The sequence below is a fragment of the Bulleidia sp. HCP3S3_C9 genome (assembly GCF_052064035.1).
Taxonomy (GTDB): Bacteria; Bacillota_I; Bacilli_A; order Erysipelotrichales; family Erysipelotrichaceae; genus Bulleidia.
Genome location: NZ_JBQHWJ010000043.1, coordinates 1 through 21263 on the forward strand (window position 1 = coordinate 1; position 21263 = coordinate 21263).

Consider the following 21263-nt stretch of genomic DNA (forward strand, 5'->3'; position numbering starts at 1 on the left):
GTATTATTGTTTCAGCTAACCGGTCAAGATCAGCAGATTCAATTTTACGACTGGTACTTTTTAATTTCATTCTTCCTTTCCACTTCCTCATTTACATGTTACAGGAAGCTCAACTTTACAGGTAAATCATACTCACTTCTTCTGTTTTCTCTGTCCGTTTTTGTGGACTATCAACTAATTCTTTAAAAAGAGCGTTATAAGAAAAAAACAGAAGGGGATATCCCTTCTGCTTTAGTCAAAGTCAAATAACATTTCTTCGTATAATGGCAGTTTATAGAAATTACGTGAAGCAATCTGTTCATAACGGTCAATGTATTTACGAAGTTCTAACATTGCAGGAACGACTGTATAGTAGATTTTCTTTCCACATTCAAAGTCATCACCAGTTTCATTGGCTTCTTTCCAGAGTGTTGTCATTTTTTCTGTTGCACTGTATGTGTTATCAATGAGTTCAGATAACTGATCCATTCTTGTTTCAAAGAATTTAGGACATTTCTTTGCTTTTGATGCAGCTTCAGCATAGAAATCAAATTCAGCACTCATTGCTGGAAGAACATCTTTTCTGCCCATTTCAATCAATGTTCTTACTTCAATATCCATCATACGATCATATTGTTCTGCCATGATGAGTCGATTCGCATGAAGTTCCTTTTCAGAATAAACACCATTGCTTGTAAATAAATGAATGACTTTAGGATCTTTTAAGATCTCTGTTGCTTCAATGTAGCTGCTGACGTTTGGAAGACCTCTTCTAGCAGCTTCCTTTTCCCATTCTTTAGAATAGCCATCTCCAGAGAATAAGATACGCTTATGTTCATGAATCAACTGACGGCAGATATCTAATGCCTTTTCACGAATATCTGCTAAATATTTGATGCCTTCTAACTGATCTGCAATATCATTCAGGCTTTCTGCCATGATTGTATTCAATACTGTATTTGTAAAGGAAGCAGACATACTTGATCCAAGCATTCTGAATTCAAATTTGTTGCCAGTGAATGCAACAGGGGAAGTTCTGTTACGGTCTGCATTATCATGTGGAATATAGGATAGACCACTGACAGGGTTGAATTCTGTATTTTCTTCTTTGGAAGTTTTGATTTTCTGGTTTGTATAGATAGAATACAGAATATCTTCAATATAAGAGCCAAGGTAAATAGAGATGATTGCTGGTGGAGCTTCATCAGCACCTAGACGATGGTCATTTCCACAACAGGATGCAGAAAGTCTTAATAGAACAGGATATTCATCAACTGCACGGATAAATGCACTGATGAATGTCAAGAAACGAATATTTTCTGCTGGTTTTTTACCTGGATCAAATAAGTTTTGACCATTGTCAGTAATAATAGAATAGTTATTGTGTTTACCAGAACCATTGATGCCTTCAAATGGTTTTTCATGTAAAAGACAGGCAAAACCATATTTCTTGGCAGTCTTTCTTAAAATATCCATTGTCAGCTGGTTCTGATCAACTGCGATATTTCCTTTTGAGAAAATAGGTGCAAGTTCAAATTGTCCTGGAGCAACTTCATTATGTTCAGTCTTTGCATAGATGCCAAGTTTCCATAGCTCTTCATTGATTTCTTTCATGAATGCCTGTACTCTTGGTGGAATTGCACCAAAGTAATGGTCATCTAATTCCTGACGTTTTGTTGAAGGTGTACCGAACAGGGTTCTTCCACAGAGTTTTAAATCTAAACGTCTCTGGAAATATTTTAAGTCAATTAAGAAGTATTCTTGTTCTAAGCCGACGGAGATATCACAGCTCTTGACTTCTTTATCTCCTAATAAATTAACAACACGTGTTGCGGCTTTTGAAAGTACTTGTAAAGATTTGAGGAGTGGTTCTTTTCGATCTAATGCTTCACCATTGTAGGATACGAATACTGTAGGAATGCATAATACATTGTCTTTAATGAAGACAGGGGAAGTAACATCCCAATATGTATAGCCTCTTGCTTCGAATGTAGCTCTTAAACCACCGGATGGGAAACTGGATGCATCTGGTTCACCTTTGATTAGCATTTTTCCAGAGAATCTTGAGATTGGCTGTCCGTTTGCACCTGGTTCAATGAATGCGTCATGCTTTTCAGCTGTGCCGCCTGTTAAAGGCTGGAACCAGTGAGTGAAATGTGTTGCGCCATGTTCCATTGCCCAACGCTTCATCGCATGAGCAATTGCATCTGCAGTTTGACGGTCAAGCTGTTCTTCATTTGCTTCTGTTGCTTTCCAGGAATCATAGACTGGTCTAGGAAGTCTTTCTTCCATTTCAACTTCAGTAAATACGAGTGATCCAAAATCTTTGTAAGTATTTTCCATGAAAATTCTCCTTTTCCATAAAAATTTTAAAGAAAAGATTGGATTTTTTCAATAATTTTAGAAAAAAATACAAAAAAATATAAAAAAAGCAGAAATTTTCTGCTTTTGATTAGAAATTTATGTTTTCGTAACCGAATGGTGTAGATTCAAGTAATTTTACTGATCTAACTTCTTCAACTTCATCAATCAAGATTGCCTGAACACCTTCTGAAATATCTGAACTAGCCATTAAACATCCAGCACATGCACCTGTCATTGTGACAGTCACGACACCATCCTGGAAATCTACAAATTCGACATCACCGCCATCAGCCTGTAAATAAGGACGAATCTTATTAAGTGTATGATTGATACGACGAATGAGATCTTCTCTTGCGGGCGTTTCAGCATTTAACATTGCTTCCTTGTTTTCTTCACTTACTTCTGTAGAGTTATTTTCAGGAGCTGGAATCTCATGACCTTTAATATTGTCTTCGATTTGCTTGTTGATTCTTTCTTCTTCACTCATGTTTATGCCTCTTTTCAGAGAATAGTTTACCAAATTATGAGTGGCATGCAACTGATATGATTTTGAATGTGCTATACTTAACCGTGGAGAAACATATGAAGTATAAAACAGGAATGATTGTTGAAGGAAAAGTAACTGGCATTCAGCCATATGGTGCATTTGTGAATTTAGATAGTCAAAATGCCGGTTTGATTCATATTTCTGAAATTAGTGATGGCTTTGTCAAAGATATCAGTAAATATGTACAGGTTGGAGATCATGTCAAAGTGAAAATCATTGATTTTGACAAGAAGCATCATCAGGCACGTTTATCTTTAAAAGCATTGAGTAAGCCAAGAGTCAGAAAAGCAAGAAGACAACATGTCTATCAGGCACCATCTTTACCATCGATGAAGCTGGGATTTCAATCTATTGCTTCACATATGGATGCATGGGTGAAAGAAGCGGAAGTTAATATTTTACAAAAATAATGAAAGGGCAAGATGCTCTTTTTATTATGCCTTTTATTTAATTTCTATGTATTTAAATCAATAGCATGCTATTGACAGTGTGCTATTGAAATGCTATATTTTGCATCGAGGTGGTTATGGTAAAAATAGTAGATATCGGATTTCGTATCAAAAAAATAGATGATTTACTGTGCAAAAAAGCAGATGAAACGATGCAGAAGATGGGCGTGACATTTTCACAGCATCATACACTTGTTTATTTGCATCATCAGAAAAATCAGATATCGTCATTGAAGAATATGGAACATCATTTTCATGTTTCACAGGCAACAATGGCAGGGATTGTAAAACGGTTAGAAGAAAAGAAACTGGTCGATGCATTTACTTCAGAAAATGATAAACGTGTCAAGATGGTTGTGCTGACAGAAAAAGGGGAAGAGATTTGTCAGAAAAGCAGAGCCTTGATGCAGAAGAGTGAAATGAAAATGCGTTCTTTGTATTCAGAAGAAGAGATGGAGCAGTTTGATATCTATCTCGATCGTCTATTAGAACAATTGAATCAGGAGGAAAAATAATGTTAAAAACATTCAAAGCTTGTATTGGACAATACAAAAAAGCAACGATCTTAACACCAATCTTTACTTCATTAGAAGTATTGATGGAAGTATTGATTCCTTTTATTACAGCTTCATTAATTGATAAAGGAATTAACAGTGGAGATATGTCAGCTGTTATCAAATATGGACTCATAATGCTTTTATTAGCATTTGTTTCTTTATTTTGTGGATTCATGAGTGGAAAATATTCTGCAGAAGCTTCTACAGGATTTGCGGCAAATCTAAGAGAAAAGATGTACAAGAATATTCAAACATACTCATTCTCAAATATTGATAAATTCTCAACAGCTGGACTTGTTACAAGACTGACAACAGACGTAACAAATGTACAGAATGCATTTATGATGATCATTCGTATGGCAATTCGGCCACCACTGATGCTGACAATGTCAATTATCATGTGTTTATCAATTTCACCATCACTTTCTATGGTATTCTTAGTCGCAATTGTTTTTTTAGCAACGATGATTATTTCTATTCTTCCACGTGTTAATAAAGTGTTCTCAGAAACATTTTCAAAATATGATGATTTAAACGCAGAAGTACAGGAAAACGTTACAGGTATCAGAGTTGTAAAATCCTATGTGCGTGAAGAGTATGAAAAGCAGAAATTCTCTAAAGCTGCGAATACGCTTAGAAAATTATTTGAAAAGGCAGAAGGTATGATGGCACTTGTCAGCCCAATCATGAATCTTGCTGTGTATGGCTGTATCGTAGCATTGAGCTGGTTTGGTGCACATCAGATTGTTGGTGGAACATTAACAACCGGTCAATTGACATCTATGTTCTCTTATATCATGGCAATTTTAATGTCATTGATGATGTTAAGTATGGTCATCGTTATGATTACAATGTCATTTGCTTCCGCAAAGAGAATTGATGCGGTAATCAATGAAGTAGCTGATATTCAAAATCCTGAACAGCCTGTGATGGAAGTTGTAGATGGTTCCATTGATTTTGATCATGTGAATTTCTCTTATGCTTCTGGCAGTGGAGAAAATGTGTTGAATGATATCGATTTACATATTCATTCTGGTGAAACGATTGGTATCATTGGTGGAACAGGTTCTGGCAAGAGTACATTTGTTTCTTTGATTTCTCGTTTGTATGATGTTACGAAAGGTGATGTCAAAGTTGGTGGAGTCAATGTGAAAGACTATGATATCGATACACTGCGTAATGAAGTATCTGTTGTTCTTCAAAAGAACGTTCTATTTTCTGGTACTGTCTTAGAAAACTTGAGATGGGGCAATGAAAATGCGAGTGAAGAAGAATGCTGGAAGGCATGTGAACTTGCATGTGCGGATGAATTCTTGAAAAAGAATCCAGATGGATTGCAGGCACGTGTTGAGCAGGGTGGTAATAACTTCTCTGGTGGACAGAAACAGCGTTTATGTATTGCTAGAGCACTGTTGAAATCACCAAAAGTATTGATTCTTGATGACTCTACAAGTGCTGTTGATACCGCAACGGATGCAAAAATTCAAAATGCATTCCAGACAGAAATTCCTGATACAACAAAGATCATTATTTCTCAAAGAATTTCTTCTGTGAAAAATGCTGATCGTATTATTGTGATTGATAATGGTAAGATTTCTGGATTTGATTCTCATGAAAACTTATTGAAGACAAATACAATCTACCGTGAAATTGAAGAAGCACAGAATAAAGCTGGTGGCGATTTTGATAAGCCACAGATGGACTAGGAGGTGAAATGGTATGCCAAGAGGACAAATGAGACCTGTAAAAAAAGTGAAAAAGGGTACTTTTACTCGTGTTGTTAAATACATGTTCCAAGATTACATGCCACAGATGATCTTAGTTGTTGCCTGTATCTTTATTTCTGTATTCTGTACGTTACAAGGAACGTTATTCCAGAAGACATTGATTGACTCCTATATTCTTCCAATGCTGAAGAGTGGTTCTACAGATTTTACACCACTTGCTTCTGCAATTCTGAAACTGATTGGAATTCTATCTGTTGGTATTTTAGCTAGTTTCCTCTATAACAGAATCATGGTAACTGTATCACAGGGAACAATGGAAAAGATGCGTGAAGAAATCTTCTCACATATGGAAACTTTACCAATTCGTTATTTTGATACACATTCTCATGGAGATATCATGTCTGTTTATACAAACGATGTTGATACAATGCGACAAGTCATTTCACAGACAATTCCAAATGTGATTTCTTCATCCATTACAATCATTTCTTCTTTTGTATCTATGATTCTTTTATCCATTCCACTGACACTTGTTTCATTAATGATGATTGGATTAATGATGATCGTAGTAATGAAAATTGGCGGAAAATCTTCTAAATACTTCATGGAACAGCAGAAATCCTTAGGACAGCTGAATGGATATGTAGAAGAAATGATCCAGGGTGTTAAGGTAGTTAAAGTATTCTGCCATGAAAAAGAATCTGTGGAAGGATTTGAAAAGAACAATGAACAATTAAGAGTTAGCGCAAATAATGCAAACAAGTTTGCAAATATTATGATGCCTATTATGGGAAATCTAGGTAATATTTCCTATGTATTGATTGCGGTCGTTGGTGCCGGGTTATCTTTGAGTGGATTAACAGGATTGACACTTGGTACACTTGTATCATTCCTGACATTGAATAAGAACTTTACAATGCCAGTCACACAGATTTCCCAACAGGTTAATGCGGTTGCTGCAGCAATGGCAGGTGCAGAAAGAATCTTTGATCTGTTAGATGAAAAGAGTGAAGATGATGATGGATATGTGACGCTTGTCAATGCAGTTGAAGATGCAGATGGAACACTGCATGAAGCAGATCACAGAACAGGTGTATGGGCTTGGAAGCATCCGCATCAGGCAGATGGTACGATTACATATCGAAAGCTTGAAGGAAAGATTACAATGGATGATGTTGATTTCTCATATGATGGAAAGAAAACAGTACTTCATAATGTAACGCTGTATGGCATGCCTGGTGAAAAGATTGCCTTTGTTGGATCTACTGGTGCTGGTAAAACAACAATTACAAATCTGATCAACCGTTTCTATGATATTGAAGATGGAAAAATCAGATATGATGATATCAATATCAACAAGATCAAGAAATCTTCTCTTAGAAGATCTTTGGGTATTGTTTTACAGGATACGCATCTGTTTACAGGAACAATCATGGATAATATCCGTTATGGAAGACTCGATGCAACGGATGAAGAATGTATTGCAGCAGCTAAGCTTGCAAATGCAGATGGCTTTATCAGAAGACTTCCAAATGGATATCAGACAGAAATCAATTCTGATGGTGGTACCCTTTCTCAAGGGGAAAGACAGTTGTTGTCTATTGCTAGAGCTGCAGTAGCAGATGCTCCAGCAATGATTCTCGATGAAGCAACTTCATCCATCGATACAAGAACAGAATCTCTTGTACAGAAGGGGATGGATGCATTGATGAATGGAAGAACAACATTTGTGATTGCCCATCGATTATCTACTGTTCAGAACTCTGACTGTATTATGGTACTTGAAAATGGAAGAATCATTGAACGTGGCAATCATGATGAATTGATTGCAAAGAAGGGTAGATATTATCAGTTGTATACTGGAAATGCAATTGGAGAAGAATAACTGCACGAATTTCGTGCAGTTTTGCTTTATAATGGAAACATGTTAGAAATATTTTGTGCAATATATCCAGAAGCAAAGCCATTGATTGAAACGTTTCATCTAAAGAAAGAAAGGAATACTGTATTTGATCAATTCAGTAATGAAGAACATACAATACGCTGTACATTAACAGGTGTTGGAAAAGAAAATGCAACTGCTGCGGTAACAATGACATTAATGCATTCTTCGCATCCATTTGTTCTATCCTATGGATGCAGTGCGTATTTAGATCAAGAAGCAACAGGTTTATTTCAGGCGTGTTCAATCTGTGATATTGATACGGGAATTGCGTATTATCCTGACCTATTGATTGCAACAGATTGTAAAGAATGTGGCTTTTTTACAGGGAGTCAATTATTGCAGGATGATATCAATCCAAGAAGCACATTACCTGTGCCATTTGATTTAAAAGTATATTTAGAAAGCATGCATTGTAAATATCCATCCTATTATTTATATGACATGGAATCCAGTGCAGTCTATCAAAGTGCGAATCGCTTTGTGGGACCTCATGAAATGATGTTTCTTCGCTATACAACGGATCAGGATGCAAGAAGTATTCATGCAGATGAAGTGTATAGAAGATCAAAAGAAAATATTCCGGTTTTAGAACAAATCATCCAAAAGATTTTTGTATTTCATGAAGAAGAAAAAAAAGAAATGGATGCGGTGGTACAACAGTTCAAAGACAAGATTCACGCCTCAACAACGCAGGTAAATCAGATTGATCAGATCGTTATGTATTGTATGAGTGCAGAGATTGATTATGTATCGATTCTGCATGAACTTTTAAAACAGGATATTCAAGAAAAAGAAGATGGAAAGAGAGTATTGAATGCATTTCAAAGAAGATGTTGTGGTGAATAAATTCTCACATATTTATATTGAAGAAGAGATGAAAGATAATGCGATGACAAAAAAGATAGCATCGTTTTTTCCGCATGCTTCAAAAATTATCATTCATGATTATCGTGATGTATTTAATCGCAGGAAGCAGTCGCATGCACATCAGAAATCTTCACAGAATCTGATTCTCGCTAAAAAAAAGAATGATTTTCTATATCCAGCTTCTCCAGTATGTCAATCGTTTGATTATGCAAATATCTATTACACAACGACAATGATGAATTGTATTTACGATTGTGAATACTGTTTCTTGAAAGGAATGTATCCTTCTGGCAATTTAGTGATATTTGTGAATATTGAAGATTTTCTGAATGAAATCGAAAATCGTTTGAAACAACATTCCATATATTTATGTGTATCTTATGATACGGATATGCTTGCATTAGAACCAATCACGCAATATGCAAAAATCTTGAGTGAATTTACAGAAAAACATCCTTCTCTTTGTATTGAAATACGGACAAAAGGAACATATTCGCAAGACTGGAAGAATGTATGTGTGAGTGAGCGTGTGATTTTAGCTTTTACGCTTTCTCCAGAATATGTCATATCTCACTATGAACATGGAACGCCACCATTAACAAAGAGAATTGCAATGATCCAGGAAGCAATGAAGATGGGATATCCTGTACGTTTATGTTTTGATCCGATTATTGCTTTTCAGGGATATGAAAAAGAATATTTAGAAATGGTACGACTTGTAAAAGAAAGTATTGATCTGAAACGAGTAAAAGACATCAGTATTGGCTCTTTTCGTATATCCAGGAATTATCTGAAAGATATGCGAAAGCAATATCCAGACAGCAGTGTTTTGCAATATCCATATGTTTGTGATCATGGATTCTATCATCTAAGAGATGATATCCAAAAAAAAGTTGAACATACGGTCTTAGATGCACTGGATGAAGTCAAAGATAAGATTTATCAATGGGAGTGTTAATAAATGAAAACAGCAATCGTAACAGGTGCATCTTCAGGTATTGGAAAAGCCATTGCGGAAGTACTTGTAAAAAACGGGTATGAAGTATATGGCATTGGAAGAAACTTTACAGAAGATGTAAGATTTCATGCAATTGTATGCGACTTATTAGATGAAAAGCAGTATCAGGCAATGATGCTCTCATTACCGAAAGAAATTGATGTACTGGTGAATAATGCAGGATGTGCATATTATGGAATGCATGAAACAATGAGTGACGTTAAAATTCATGAGATGATCAAACTGAATCTGGAGATTCCAGAAAGAATGAGTCAGCACTATATTAGAGCATTGCGTCTTAGACAAGGGATGATGATTAATGTTGCAAGTATAACAGGAACACACTCGTCACCACATGCTGCGTGCTATGCAAGCACAAAAGCAGCTATGATTTCTTTTTCAAATTCTATATTTGAAGAAAATCGAAAACATGGTGTCAAGGTAACGTGTTTGATTCCAGATATGACGGAAACAAATCTATATCGAAATGCGGATTTTAAAGCAGATGAGAATGATGGATGTTGTCTGTATCCGATGGATATTGCCAATGTTGTTGAACAGATTCTCTCGCAAAGAAATGGAATTGTCGCAAAGGAAATCATTATTCAGCCACAATTTCACCGCATTCAAAAGAAGAAATAGACAGTGTAAAGTCAACAGTGTCTATTTTTTTAATCATTTTTAAGAAAAAATGTATTTCTTGAAAATGTTGTATTTTATCAGTGAAAAATAAAATTCTTACAGATAGAAGCGTTCATGTAGTATCTGTAAGTGCGTTTATACGTATGTTATAATAATGCAAGAAATTAAAAAAGGAGCGTGATCCTCTTGTCTATATATTCATTTGGTTTAACATTTTCAAATATTCGTTCATTCATTGTAATGCTGCTAGACATCTTTGTGATGTGGTTTATTTTTTTCTATGCATTGAAAATTGTTCGTTCAAATCAAAGAACAATTCAGATCTTTAAAGGTATTATCCTTGTCATTGTCATCGATGCATTAGCGAAACTGCTTGGATTAAAATCACTGGAATATCTGGCAGATATGTTTATCAACTATGGATTTCTGGCAATTATTATTATCTTTCAGCCAGAAATTCGTTCATTGCTTGAAAAGATTGGGCAATCCAATATTTTTTCTCGTATGACAACATTGACAGGAAATGAAAAGGAAAATCTTGTAGATCAGATCGTTACTGCAGTTATGCTTTTAAGTAAGGATCAGACAGGTGCTTTGATTTCCATTGAAGAAAGTCAGTCACTGGATGCATATGTTGCGACAGGAACAAAACTGAATTCTGATGTAACGGCAGAATTATTAACATCCATCTTTGTTACAAGTACGCCATTGCATGATGGTGCAGTCATTATCCAGGGGGATAAGATTGCTTGTGCTTCTGCATATTTCCCACCAACAAATGCAGATCTTCCTTCACGCTTTGGTGCGCGTCATAGAGCTGCCATTGGTTTTTCTGAAGTTACAGATGCGGTAACAATCGTTGTTTCAGAAGAAACAGGTGCAGTATCCATCACAGAAGGTGGAAAGATTATTCCTATCAAGGATAGAAAATCACTAAGGGAATACTTATATAAAGCAATTGTTTCCAATAACAATGATAAGTCACCAAAGAAACCAAATGGTGATGAAGAAGATACACGTGGCATTCTTTCTATGTTGAAAGTAAAGAAGCAGTCTGCACCTCAAGAAAATGTACGTGAAGATATCATTCATGATGAAGTACAGAAAGATGTACAGATGATTCATCAGTTAGCAGATGAAGAAGCTAAGGCAGCAGAAATTAAACTGCCACATAAGAAAAAACGCCCAGCACCATCTTATCCTTCACAGGAAAGAAAGATAGTTCCTCAACAGGTAACAACACAAGCAAAAGTACAGCCAGTTGCGAAAATGACACCTGAAGAAGTCAAAGCAGCGCGTGAGAATGCATATAACCAGTATAAGGTTCAAAAAGAAACGAAGATTACACCAATCTTAAATGAAGAAGATCGTCAATTTGATACAAGCAAATTAGACATTTCTAAGATCGTTGGTTTTAATCATGAATTGGAAAAAGAATTTAAAATGGTTGAAAAGCTCGACAACACATCCAAGAATGATTCTAAAGGAGGTGATCGAGAATGAGTAAAAAGAATACAAATTTAGAAAATAAAACAGAACGTGCAAATCGTATTGCAGAACAATCTAAAAAAGTGAAAAGAACATATGAAAAAATGGAAGATTTTCTATTTAGAGTATTACGTGCCTTCTCAACATTTCTTGATAAAGTTCTCTTCAATGAAAAATATAGTAAGGTAGTTTCATTGGTTCTTGCGGTTCTGTTATATGCAATTGTTAACTACAATGCATTATCTACTTCCTTCCAGTCATCATTACGTTATTCTAAAACGTTATCTGATGTAACGGTTCTGGCAAAATATAACTCTGATACTTTTGAAATTTCAGGATTGCCTGAAAAGGTAGATGTTATTTTGACGGGTGATGCCGCAAATGTAACTTCTGCCGCAAATGCAGAAAATGGTACAGTTATCTGTGATCTTGATGGATTAACAGAAGGAGAACATGAAATTAAACTGACAACAGAAGGATATGGCAACAATGTCAATGTTGTGGTGAATCCTACAAATGTTAATGTTGTGATGAAGAAGAAGACAACGCGTCAGTTTGATATTTCCTATGACTTTATCAATCAGGATAAGATGGAACAGATTTATTCTGCAGGTACACCTGAATTTGAATATACAAAGATCAATGTACGTGCTTCCAAGGATACATTAGATTCGATTGCGTTTGTTAAGGCATTGATTGATGTCAGTGGACAATCGGCAGATTTTGAACAGGATGCAGTACTTGTTGCATATGATTCTAGTGGTAAACCAGTGAATGCTGATATTGTTCCAAATACAGTACATGTGAAAGTACCAGTGACTTCTCCAAATAAATCTGTCAATATTCAAGTACAGGTCAGTGGTGAAGTTCCAGATGGAAAAGCAATTGATTCTATTACAATGGATCAGCAGACAGTAACAATCTATGGTTCAGAAACAACACTTGCGAATATTGATCAGGTCGTAGTTACATTAGATGCAGGTACATTGACAAAGGATTCTACTGTATTACGTCCAATTGTTTTACCTGCTGGTGTAACAAGTGCGACAAATACACAAGTAACAATGAATATTACGCTTGCTGATGCGGAAGAAAAAACAATTGATGATATTCCAATCAATGTCATTAACAATAACAAGCATTACAAGGCATCTCAGCCAGATAATAAGACAACAACATCTGTAACTGTAAAAGGTACAAAGAATAATATTGATAAATTAGCTGCAGATGATATCAACGTATATATTGATATGAAAGATGTTCAGCCTGGCTTGCAGAAATTTGCATTGCAGATTGAACAGCCAAAGGATGGATTTGTTGTATATACATTGAATGAATCAGAATATGAATTAAATGTTTTAGGTGAAACAAGTGACGCAGACCAGAGCGAAGGGGGAAATGTTAATAATGACTAAATATTTCGGAACAGATGGAATTCGTGGAAAAGCAAATGAAACTTTGACAGCGGATAGAGCATTTCAGGTAGGCAGATATCTAGGCTACTATTATTCAAAAGAAGGGAAGAAAAAAATTGTCATCGGAAAGGATACAAGACTTTCCAGTGATATGCTTGAAAATGCTTTGGCAGCTGGTATTGCTTCACAAGGATGTGACGCATATCTTGTCGGATACTGTCCAACACCGGCAATCTGCTATCTGACACACAATGAAGATTTTGAATGTGGTGCAATGATTTCTGCATCTCATAATCCATTCTATGATAATGGAATCAAGGTATTCTCTAAGGATGGTATTAAGCTGACGAGTGATGTAGAAGATCTGATTGAAGACTACATTGATGGTAAAGTTACACTGGATTACGCTACAGGAGAAGCAATTGGAAAAATTATTCCATATGAAAGAGGCATTGAAAACTATTTGAACTTTGTCTGCGAAGAGTTTGATATTGATCTGCATGGTGTGAATATCGCAATGGATTGTGCCAATGGTTCTGCAAGTGTAACGGCAGAAAGAGCACTCAAGATGCTTGGGGCAAATGTATATGCAATGCATAATGAACCAAATGGTATCAACATCAATACACAGGCAGGTTCAACACACCCACAGTTATTCCAGCAGTATATGAGAGAACATGAGGGTGAATATGATCTTGGATTGACATTTGATGGAGACGCAGACCGTCAGATCCTTGTTCGTCCAAATGGAGAACTTGTAGATGGTGACTACATGCTTTATATTCTGGGCAGATACTACAAAGATCAGAATACATTGACAGGCAATACAATCGTTACAACTGTTATGGCAAATCTTGGTTTGTGGAAAGCAATGGAAAGAGACGGCATCAACGTTGAAAAGACACAGGTCGGTGACAAGTATGTGTATGAACAGATGTGCAGACATGGATATATTGTTGGTGGAGAACAGTCAGGACATATTATCCTAAAGCATCACGCAACAACAGGAGATGGCTTGATGACAGCCTTGTCTATTCTGAAAGTCATGAAGAGAACAGGCAAGACAATTGATGAGCTTTGTGAAGGGTTGACAATCTATCCACAGCTGTTAGTGAATGTCAAGGTTGTAGATAAGACACAGGTATTGCATGATGAAGAAATCAATGCAGCAATTGCATCTGTAGAAAAACAACTGCATGGCAATGGAAGAGTCCTTGTCAGACCAAGTGGAACAGAACCATTACTAAGAGTCATGGCAGAAGCAGAAACAGATGAAATCTGTGATCGTGTCGTTGGCAAGATTGCGAGATTGATTCAGAGTAAATATGGAGTAGAAGAAGAGTCATAATGATTCTTCTTTTCTTTTGAAAGTAATTAATTGCTTAAGTTTACTTAGCAGTGATATCATTGCTGAGCGGGGAAAATCAGGAGATTCATTACTGTCACTTTATCACTGTTTGCAGTCATAACAACATTAAGTGGCTGTGAAAGAACAAAACAGACATCACAAAAAAACTTGTTGAAAAAATGGGTGGGAATATCACATTTGAAAGTAAATCTGGAGTTGGTACTACTTTTGTTATCACAATTCCTTTTAAAATCAATTCAGAAATTGAGCAGTGTGAAGATACACAGGAATTTTCTTTGCATGCACTCGATGGCTTCAATATTCTGCTTGTGGAAGATAATGAATTGAATATGGAAATTGCAGAATTCAGTCTTCAAAATGCTGGTGCAAAGATTACGAAAGCATGGAATGGTCAGGAAGCTGTAGAAATCTTTCAGGCAAGTTTAATTGGTGATTTTGATGTAATCTTAAAGGATGTGATGATGCCAGTCATGGATGGGTATGAAGCAGCCAAGACAATCCGAGCACTTTCCAGAGAAGATGCAAAAACAATTCCAATCATCGCAATGACAGCGAATGCATTTTCTGAAGATAAGATCAAAGCAGAAGAAGCTGGTATGAATGAACATATCGCAAAACCAATTAATATGAAACTTCTGATTCGCATTGCATCAAAACTTGTGAATCATACATAGCAGTTGCTGCAGGTGCTTTTATGTACCTGCTTTTTGTTAATCCTAAGATTCTTCGCTTTATTCAAAGGAAAGCAAGTGTTAAAATATGCTTAAGGTGATCAATATGAAAAAAGTTATTACAATTGTTGAAGATGAAAAAGATCTAAATGAATTAGTGAAAAGATATTTAGAAAGAGAAGGGTATGAAGTACGTTCCTATTTGACATACGATGAAGCTTCTCAACATACAAATGACGATGATGTTCATCTTTGGATATTAGATATTATGTTAGGAGACAAGAGTGGTTTTGATTTAATTGAAGAAATTCGTCAGAATGATTCACAGGTTCCTGTTATTTTTATGTCCGCAAGAGATAAAGAATTTGATCGTATCATTGGTTTAGAAAAGGGAAGTGATGATTATATTACGAAACCATTTTCTCCTAAAGAACTGGTGCTGCGTGTCAATAATCTGATTCGTAGAGTATATCGAGAAGAAGATACTAAAATCAGTATTGACGGGTATGAAATTGATGAAACACAAAGAATGGTATTCCATGATAAAGAAAAGATTGATTTAACAACAAAGGAATTTGATTTATTAATGTTGTTTGTGAATAATCGTGGTACTGCTTTCCCTCGTGAAGCAATTTTATCTAAAGTATGGGAAGCAAATTATTTTGGAAGTGACCGTGTTGTTGATGATACGCTAAGACGTTTGAGAAAGAAGATGCCTGATCTATCCATTCAAACAATCTATGGTTTTGGGTATAGACTTGGATGAAACGTTTTCGATTATGGGTGCGTGAACTATCCCTGCTGCAGCAGATCTTATGTATTATCTTCATGTTTGTTGCGGTATTTGTGGGTTTTCTGTTTTTCTTTATTACTCCCGCAATAGATCGTTTCTCTGAAACGGAAATCTTTGAACAGCTGCATGCTTCACAAAGTCCTATCATTGACTATATCAATGAACATCCTAGTGAAGAAGAAGTTGCTTATGGACTGGATGATTCTATCATTCAGTTAATGTATGATCCAAAAGATGATCAGATTGATATCTTACGCAATGATGTGCTTTCTGAGAAGGTATTAGATCAAATTAAAATAGAAGCAAGAAATGCAAAGTCAGGCACACAGGATTATTCGCTGGAGACAGATGCAAAAGAGCAGCCAGGTGAAAAATATTTATATTCCATTACGCTTTTAAAAGACGGTAGAGAATTGATTTCTGTGATTGCAGATACATATCGTGTTTCCATTCGAAAATCTTTGATTTCAGGCGTTGTCATGATGAATATTCTTGTGATGAGTGTATTGCTTGCTCTGTTGTTATTCTGGGTAGGAACGTTTATCTATCCTTTGCAGCAGATTAAGAATTATATTCAAAAGATTAAAAATGATGAACCAGCAACATTGAATGTGAAAAGAAATGATGAAATTGGTGAAGTTGCGGAAGCTTTGACAGAAATGGAAAAAGCATTACAAAAGCAGAATCGTGAAAAAGAAGAAATGATTCAGAATATTTCTCATGATTTAAAGACACCAATTGCGACAATCAAATCGTATTCAGAAGCTATCAAAGATGGTATTTATCCATATGATACATTAGAGAAATCCATTGATGTTATTATTGAACATGCAACGCGTCTGGAAAAGAAAGTAAAAAGTTTGATTATTTTGAACAAGATGGGATATCTGTTAGATAAATGCGAAGAAGGCAATCATCTTAATATGAATGAGGTCATTGCTAAAGTAATCCTTTCATTAAAAGTTGTTCGACCAGAAATTGAAATTATTTCTTATTGTGAAGATAATGTATTATTTCATGGAGAAGAAGAACCATGGCGTATCGCAGTAGAGAATCTGATTGATAATGCATTACGCTATGCAAGTACAAAAGTTACTGTCGAATTAAAAAACAATGAATTACGTGTCATCAATGATGGAAAACGTATTGAAGAAGATCGTATTCCTACATTGTTTCACCCATATGAAAAAGGTACAGATGGTCAATTTGGTTTAGGCTTATCCATTGTGCATCGTGTATGTACAACATATGGTTACCATGTGGAAGCAGAAAATCTAAGAGAAGGTGCTTGTTTTAGAATCTGGAAAGAGCCAGTGAAAAAAGAATGGTATCATAAAGCATAAATTTACCGTAAAAAGAGGTTCAAGTGTCTTAACGGAATCTCTTTTTTTTTGTAGAATATAGGGGTTATGGTAGAAAATAAAGAAATATATGGTGTAAATACTTCATTTATGGATGAAGGAAATGGAAATGATGTTTTGCTTCTGCATGGATGGGGACAAAATAAAGAAATGATGTCTTTGATCTATGAACATCTGAAAGATCGCTTTCATGTATGGGCAATTGACTTCCCTGGGTTTGGAGAAAGTGAAGATCCTCCAGTTGCGTGGGGTGTTGAAGATTATGAGCTTTTTCTAGAAGATTTTATTAGTAAGAATCATATTGTTAAGCCACTTATTGTTGCACATTCATTTGGATGTCGTGTTGCGATTCGTTACGCTGCGAAAAATCCTGAGAATGTCAGAAAGATGTGTTTGACTGGTGCTGCAGGGATTCGTCCAAAGCACGGACTGGACTGGCAGATCAAGACAAAGGCATACAAAGCAGGAAAATGGTTTTTGAAGGTTACAAATCAGACAGAAAAACTTGAAGAAATGCAAAAGAATGCTGGCAGTGAAGATTATCGTAATGCGAAAGGTATTATGAAGCCTACTTTTGTTAAAGTTGTGAATGATGATGTTTCTGACATATTAAAAGATGTGAAATGTTCAACACTTCTTGTATGGGGTGAATTTGATACAGCAGCACCGCTTTGGATGGGAAAACAGATGGAAAAGGAAATGCCTGATGCTGGCTTAGCTATTTTTGAGAATGATGACCATTGGGCGTACTGGCATCAGCCAGATCGTTTCAATGCAGTATTAGACATATTTTTTAAAGGGGATGAAGCATGAGTATATTAAAAATTCTTTTATTGGTGTGTAGTGTTTGTGCACTTATAATACCAACAAAACATGCATTGCATATTTTCCAGCAGAATCGTTATGAAGTAAAACGATTGAATGAATGGATCAAAGAAAACTTTGCATTCAATGTCAAACATAGTTTGATATCTATCATCATTTGCATTGTGGCATGTGTGTTATCCATCGTACTGAAAAATGAAGGTGGATCGATTGGACAGATCTGTATGCTTATGATCTTGTCAATTGTTCTATATTCAAATGAAAAGAAACAGAACTACATCAAGCCACTTGTTTTTACACCACGTGTGATTCGTCAATGTGTTGTAATGGCGATCTTGTCACTTGTTGTGGTTGTTGTATTCTTATTGAATGATCTAGATCCTTGCATGTGTATCGTTGCATATTTCTTGCCTTGGATCTTGTTATATCCAATGAGTGTGATAACTTCTCCAATAGAAGCAATGATTCGTCAGTCATTTATGAATGATGCAAAGAAAATTCTCGCATCTCATGGAAATCTGATCAAGATTGGTATTACAGGTTCCTTTGGTAAAACAACAACAAAGAACATCATGCAGGCAATGGTATCGGAACAGTTTAATTCCTTGATGACACCTGCTTCTTATAATACACCAATGGGTATTACAAGAACGATTCGTGAAATGCTGAAACCGATTCACCAGGTATTTGTGTGTGAAATGGGTGCTGATCACGTTGGAGATATTGAAGAATTAATGAACTTCGTACATCCATCGATTGGTGTTGTTACTTCTATTGGGCCTCAGCATCTTAATACATTTGGTTCACAAGAGAATATTGTGAATGAAAAAATGAAGATGATTGAAATGCTGCCAGAGGATGGATTTGGTGTATTAAACTATGATAATCCATTCATTCGTAACTATAAGATCAAACATTCTATTCAAACCGTTACATATGGTGTAAAAAGTAAAGATACAGATTATACCGTAGAAGATATTCATTATACACAGACAGGAAGCAGCTTTGTCGTATGCTATAAAGATGAAAGAATTCCTATGGAGACAAAACTGTTAGGTGAATTGAATATCCTGAATATTCTTTCTGCAGTTGCAGTGGCTAGACACTTAGGCGTAGAGTGGAGTGTCATTCAAAGAGCTGTAAAGCAGATGAAGCAAGTAGAGCATCGCTTAGAATTAAAGAAAATCAATGGATATCGATTCATTGATGATGCGTTTAATGCAAATCCTACAGGTTCCAGCATGGCATTAGAAGTATTAGCTATGATGCAAGGAAAGAGAATCATTGTTACTCCAGGTATGATTGATCTTGGAGAAAAACAAAATGAAATCAATGAACACTTTGGTACATTGATGAAGGGAAAAGCAGATATTGTTATCCTTGTTGGCAAGAACCAGACAAAGCCAATCTATGATGGTTTAAAGAAATCAGGCTTTGATATGGATCAAGTCATCGTCTTAGATAAAGTAAAAGAAGCATTTACATACATTTATACGCATGCATCTATAGCAGACACAATTCTATTAGAAAATGATTTGCCAGATGCATTCAATCACTAAAACAATTTATTTCATCTTTTTGTTCAGCGAAAAACAGTGTATACTAGAAAAATCTTAACAAAGTTAGGATATAGTAAGAAAAAGGAAAACATATGGAAAATTTAATTCACGAAGAATGCGGTATTTTTGGAATTTACGATCCAAGTGGCACAAACGATGTTGCCTCAAGTACTTACTACGGATTATTTGCCTTGCAGCATAGAGGGCAGGAATCTTGCGGAATTGCGGTCAATGATAGAGGTGTAATCACATATCACAAAGATGTCGGTCTTGTTCGTGATGTGTTTTCTAAGGAATGTTTAGAAAAACTGGGAAAAGGACAGATTGCGGTTGGTCATACACGTTACTCAACATTTGGTACAGTTAACCAGACAAATGCACAGCCACTCGTTGTTAGACATGTCAAAGGACAGATGGCTGTTGTTCATAATGGTAATTTGACAAATGCACCAGAACTCAGAGAAAAACTTGAATTACAGGGTGCAATTTTCCATACAACAAATGACTCTGAAATCATTGCGTATGAAATCATTCAGGAAAGACTTAAAACATCTTCTATTGAAGAAGCCGTTGAAAATGTTCTTGATGTATTAGAAGGTGCATATTCACTTGTTGTTATGTCTCCTGAAAAGCTTGTTGCGGCACGTGATATGACAGGCTTTAGACCACTTGTTATGGGAGAACTTCCAAATGGAGAAACCGTGTTTGCTTCTGAAACATGTGCATTGGATTCTCTTGGCGCAAAATATGTTAAAGATCTTGCAGCAGGCGAAATTGTTGTTGTAGATAAGAATGGTGTTCGTTCTATTACAAGTCATGTAAAGCCTATCAAGCATATGTGTGTGTTTGAATATATCTATTTTGCTAGACCTGACTCAGTTATGGAAGGTATCAGTGTTCATGAAGCACGTAAGGAAGCAGGTAGAATCCTTTGGAAAGAACATCCAGTAGATGCAGATGTTGTTATTGGTGTTCCTGATTCTGGATTAGATGCTGCTTTAGGTTTTGCGGAAGCAAGTGGAATTCCATATGAAACTGGTTTTTCAAAGAATAAATATATCGCAAGAACATTTATTCAGCCAGCACAGTCTCAAAGAGAAAACTCTGTACGCTTGAAGTTGAATGTGATTGCTTCTGTTGTAAAAGACAAGAGAGTTGTTATGGTAGATGACTCTATTGTTCGTGGTACAACAAGTGCTCGTATTGTTGCTTTAATTAAGGCAGCTGGTGCAAAAGAAGTACATGTACGTATTTCTGCGCCACCATTTATTTCTCCTTGTTACTATGGTACAGATATCGATTCTAAGAAGAATCTGATTGCCTGCAAATATACACAGCAGGAAATCAAAGAACAGATTGGTGCTGATTCCTTAGGATATTTATCTGTTGAAGGTGCAAAGGAAATGGCAAAGAATCCACAATGTGAATTCTGTGTTGGATGCTTTACTGAAAAATATCCTGCACCAATTCCTGTTTCTCAAGAAAAATCACAATTCGAAAAGAAAATTAATGTAAAAGAAGAGGAAAGCGTAGATGAACGTGAAAGAGTTCATGGAGACGCCAAAGAATTCTAATGAAATAGAAAAAGGGGCTGTAACGAGACTGTTGAAAAAGTATCAGTCATAAACGAGATTTAATCAAATTGTTTACAAATTAGAATGAAAACAGGTATATTCACAAATTTCAGAAAAGAATTTGAGGTATATAC

The 21263-nt window shown here is 35.8% G+C and carries 18 protein-coding genes; 16 read left to right on the forward strand and 2 right to left on the reverse strand.

The genetic code is table 11. The features are described from left to right. Positions 1-231: 231 nt before the first annotated feature. Together ACTND6_RS07900 and ACTND6_RS07905 are read right to left on the reverse strand one after the other, a co-directional pair. Entirely contained in the window at positions 232-2322 is a 2091-nt protein-coding gene (locus ACTND6_RS07900; protein ID WP_178175417.1) for a glutamine synthetase III, read from the reverse strand. 109 nt (positions 2323-2431) lie between these two features. Then, positions 2432-2830, reverse strand: coding sequence for a NifU family protein (locus ACTND6_RS07905; protein WP_441023451.1), 399 nt, complete (start codon positions 2828-2830; stop codon positions 2432-2434). Between the two features lie 95 nt (positions 2831-2925). Here ACTND6_RS07905 and ACTND6_RS07910 point away from each other — a divergent pair, with 95 nt between their 5' ends. The 16 genes from ACTND6_RS07910 to purF all read left to right on the forward strand — a co-directional run bounded on the left by ACTND6_RS07910 (position 2926) and on the right by purF (position 21129). Then, the gene (locus ACTND6_RS07910; protein WP_178175416.1) at positions 2926-3300 is read left to right on the forward strand and encodes a CvfD/Ygs/GSP13 family RNA-binding post-transcriptional regulator; all 375 of its coding nucleotides are present in this window, start codon (positions 2926-2928) and stop codon (positions 3298-3300) included. Between the two features lie 116 nt (positions 3301-3416). Continuing rightward, a complete protein-coding gene (locus tag ACTND6_RS07915; protein ID WP_441023453.1) occupies positions 3417-3854 on the forward strand; it encodes a MarR family winged helix-turn-helix transcriptional regulator in 438 nt (145 codons plus the stop codon). Then, the gene (locus ACTND6_RS07920; protein WP_178175414.1) at positions 3854-5602 is read left to right on the forward strand and encodes an ABC transporter transmembrane domain-containing protein; all 1749 of its coding nucleotides are present in this window, start codon (positions 3854-3856) and stop codon (positions 5600-5602) included. The genes ACTND6_RS07915 and ACTND6_RS07920 overlap by 1 nt, the downstream gene beginning before the upstream one ends. A 13-nt stretch (positions 5603-5615) precedes the next feature. Further along, a complete protein-coding gene (locus tag ACTND6_RS07925; protein ID WP_441023456.1) occupies positions 5616-7508 on the forward strand; it encodes an ABC transporter ATP-binding protein in 1893 nt (630 codons plus the stop codon). 39 nt (positions 7509-7547) lie between these two features. Next, positions 7548-8414: a hypothetical protein gene (locus tag ACTND6_RS07930; protein ID WP_441023458.1), complete on the forward strand. Its 867-nt coding sequence runs from the start codon at positions 7548-7550 to the stop codon at positions 8412-8414. After that, positions 8383-9393, forward strand: coding sequence for an SPL family radical SAM protein (locus ACTND6_RS07935; RefSeq protein WP_441023460.1), 1011 nt, complete (start codon positions 8383-8385; stop codon positions 9391-9393). The genes ACTND6_RS07930 and ACTND6_RS07935 overlap by 32 nt, the downstream gene beginning before the upstream one ends. Before the next feature lie 3 nt (positions 9394-9396). Next, positions 9397-10074, forward strand: a complete 678-nt coding sequence (locus ACTND6_RS07940; protein ID WP_441023463.1) for an SDR family NAD(P)-dependent oxidoreductase — start codon at positions 9397-9399, stop codon at positions 10072-10074. Between the two features lie 186 nt (positions 10075-10260). Further along, positions 10261-11577 (forward strand): diadenylate cyclase CdaA, encoded by a 1317-nt coding sequence (gene cdaA / locus ACTND6_RS07945; RefSeq protein WP_441023465.1) that lies wholly within the window; start codon positions 10261-10263, stop codon positions 11575-11577. Beyond that, positions 11574-12977 carry a CdaR family protein gene (locus tag ACTND6_RS07950; protein ID WP_178175409.1) on the forward strand — a complete coding sequence of 468 codons (1404 nt, stop codon included), beginning with the start codon at positions 11574-11576 and terminating at the stop codon, positions 12975-12977. Before cdaA ends, ACTND6_RS07950 begins: the two co-directional genes overlap by 4 nt. Continuing rightward, complete coding sequence (gene glmM / locus ACTND6_RS07955) at positions 12970-14325, forward strand: phosphoglucosamine mutase (RefSeq protein ID WP_441023468.1); 1356 nt, start codon at positions 12970-12972, stop codon at positions 14323-14325. The genes ACTND6_RS07950 and glmM overlap by 8 nt, the downstream gene beginning before the upstream one ends. Positions 14326-14504: 179 nt before the next feature. Next, positions 14505-15020: an ATP-binding response regulator gene (locus tag ACTND6_RS07960; protein WP_441023470.1), complete on the forward strand. Its 516-nt coding sequence runs from the start codon at positions 14505-14507 to the stop codon at positions 15018-15020. A gap of 103 nt (positions 15021-15123) precedes the next feature. Continuing rightward, positions 15124-15783, forward strand: a complete 660-nt coding sequence (locus ACTND6_RS07965; RefSeq protein WP_178175406.1) for a response regulator — start codon at positions 15124-15126, stop codon at positions 15781-15783. After that, complete coding sequence (locus ACTND6_RS07970) at positions 15780-17153, forward strand: HAMP domain-containing sensor histidine kinase (protein ID WP_441023473.1); 1374 nt, start codon at positions 15780-15782, stop codon at positions 17151-17153. Before ACTND6_RS07965 ends, ACTND6_RS07970 begins: the two co-directional genes overlap by 4 nt. A 66-nt stretch (positions 17154-17219) precedes the next feature. Next, positions 17220-17984 (forward strand): alpha/beta fold hydrolase, encoded by a 765-nt coding sequence (locus tag ACTND6_RS07975; protein WP_441023475.1) that lies wholly within the window; start codon positions 17220-17222, stop codon positions 17982-17984. Then, a complete protein-coding gene (locus ACTND6_RS07980) occupies positions 17981-19555 on the forward strand; it encodes a Mur ligase family protein (protein WP_441023477.1) in 1575 nt (524 codons plus the stop codon). The genes ACTND6_RS07975 and ACTND6_RS07980 overlap by 4 nt, the downstream gene beginning before the upstream one ends. A 92-nt stretch (positions 19556-19647) precedes the next feature. Beyond that, the gene (gene purF / locus ACTND6_RS07985) at positions 19648-21129 is read left to right on the forward strand and encodes an amidophosphoribosyltransferase (RefSeq protein WP_441023479.1); all 1482 of its coding nucleotides are present in this window, start codon (positions 19648-19650) and stop codon (positions 21127-21129) included. Positions 21130-21263: the final 134 nt, after the last annotated feature.

Bases quoted from the DNA above. Each gene is read 5' to 3' on its own strand.
- ACTND6_RS07940 (WP_441023463.1), top strand. From the start codon at position 9,397: ATGAAAACAGCAATCGTAACAGGTGCATCTTCAGGTATTGGAAAAGCC.
- ACTND6_RS07960 (WP_441023470.1), top strand. From the start codon at position 14,505: ATGGGTGGGAATATCACATTTGAAAGTAAATCTGGAGTTGGTACTACT.
- ACTND6_RS07975 (WP_441023475.1), top strand. From the start codon at position 17,220: ATGGTAGAAAATAAAGAAATATATGGTGTAAATACTTCATTTATGGAT.
- ACTND6_RS07970 (WP_441023473.1), top strand. From the start codon at position 15,780: ATGAAACGTTTTCGATTATGGGTGCGTGAACTATCCCTGCTGCAGCAG.
- ACTND6_RS07950 (WP_178175409.1), top strand. From the start codon at position 11,574: ATGAGTAAAAAGAATACAAATTTAGAAAATAAAACAGAACGTGCAAAT.
- ACTND6_RS07930 (WP_441023458.1), top strand. From the start codon at position 7,548: ATGTTAGAAATATTTTGTGCAATATATCCAGAAGCAAAGCCATTGATT.
- ACTND6_RS07980 (WP_441023477.1), top strand. From the start codon at position 17,981: ATGAGTATATTAAAAATTCTTTTATTGGTGTGTAGTGTTTGTGCACTT.
- glmM (WP_441023468.1), top strand. From the start codon at position 12,970: ATGACTAAATATTTCGGAACAGATGGAATTCGTGGAAAAGCAAATGAA.
- ACTND6_RS07915 (WP_441023453.1), top strand. From the start codon at position 3,417: ATGGTAAAAATAGTAGATATCGGATTTCGTATCAAAAAAATAGATGAT.
- ACTND6_RS07905 (WP_441023451.1), bottom strand. From the start codon at position 2,830: ATGAGTGAAGAAGAAAGAATCAACAAGCAAATCGAAGACAATATTAAA.
- ACTND6_RS07900 (WP_178175417.1), bottom strand. From the start codon at position 2,322: ATGGAAAATACTTACAAAGATTTTGGATCACTCGTATTTACTGAAGTT.
- ACTND6_RS07925 (WP_441023456.1), top strand. From the start codon at position 5,616: ATGCCAAGAGGACAAATGAGACCTGTAAAAAAAGTGAAAAAGGGTACT.
- purF (WP_441023479.1), top strand. From the start codon at position 19,648: ATGGAAAATTTAATTCACGAAGAATGCGGTATTTTTGGAATTTACGAT.
- ACTND6_RS07965 (WP_178175406.1), top strand. From the start codon at position 15,124: ATGAAAAAAGTTATTACAATTGTTGAAGATGAAAAAGATCTAAATGAA.
- ACTND6_RS07935 (WP_441023460.1), top strand. From the start codon at position 8,383: ATGCATTTCAAAGAAGATGTTGTGGTGAATAAATTCTCACATATTTAT.
- ACTND6_RS07910 (WP_178175416.1), top strand. From the start codon at position 2,926: ATGAAGTATAAAACAGGAATGATTGTTGAAGGAAAAGTAACTGGCATT.
- ACTND6_RS07920 (WP_178175414.1), top strand. From the start codon at position 3,854: ATGTTAAAAACATTCAAAGCTTGTATTGGACAATACAAAAAAGCAACG.